Source organism: Paenibacillus sp. FSL R5-0490 (assembly GCF_001956215.1).
In the GTDB taxonomy this organism is placed as follows: domain Bacteria; phylum Bacillota; class Bacilli; order Bacillales; family Cytobacillaceae; genus Cytobacillus.
Map to the genome: position 1 here is coordinate 1 of NZ_MRTQ01000056.1, position 409 is coordinate 409.

3 tRNA genes are annotated in these 409 nt (G+C 50.1%); all 3 read left to right on the forward strand.

Annotated elements, in window-relative coordinates:
- The first annotated feature begins 6 nt into the window (after positions 1-6).
- The 3 genes from BK139_RS23370 (at position 7) to BK139_RS23380 (ending at position 388) form a co-directional block, all read left to right on the forward strand.
- Positions 7-81 (forward strand) — tRNA-Glu (locus tag BK139_RS23370).
- A gap of 4 nt (positions 82-85) precedes the next feature.
- Positions 86-161 (forward strand) — tRNA-Val (locus BK139_RS23375).
- Positions 162-312: 151 nt separating this feature from the next.
- Positions 313-388: transfer RNA gene (locus BK139_RS23380), tRNA-Lys, on the forward strand.
- Positions 389-409: the final 21 nt, after the last annotated feature.

A 409-nucleotide genomic window follows, 5' to 3' on the forward strand; every position in this document is an offset into this window, starting at 1 on the left:
CATATTGGCCCCTTGGTCAAGCGGTTAAGACACCGCCCTTTCACGGCGGTAACACGGGTTCGAATCCCGTAGGGGTCACCATTTTGGAGGATTAGCTCAGCTGGGAGAGCATCTGCCTTACAAGCAGAGGGTCGGCGGTTCGATCCCGTCATCCTCCACCATAACTTTAGTACGAGCCATTAGCTCAGTCGGTAGAGCAGATTGCAGCATCAGTGAGATTCTTCACCCGAATAGCAATCTGTGACAAAGCACGCAGGGCTTTGGAACATCTGACCTAGCAGTTTCAGGCTTTAGGCTGCAAAGTTTTAGTACGAGCCATTAGCTCAGTCGGTAGAGCATCTGACTTTTAATCAGAGGGTCGAAGGTTCGAGTCCTTCATGGCTCACCATATTTAATTTCATATTGCGGG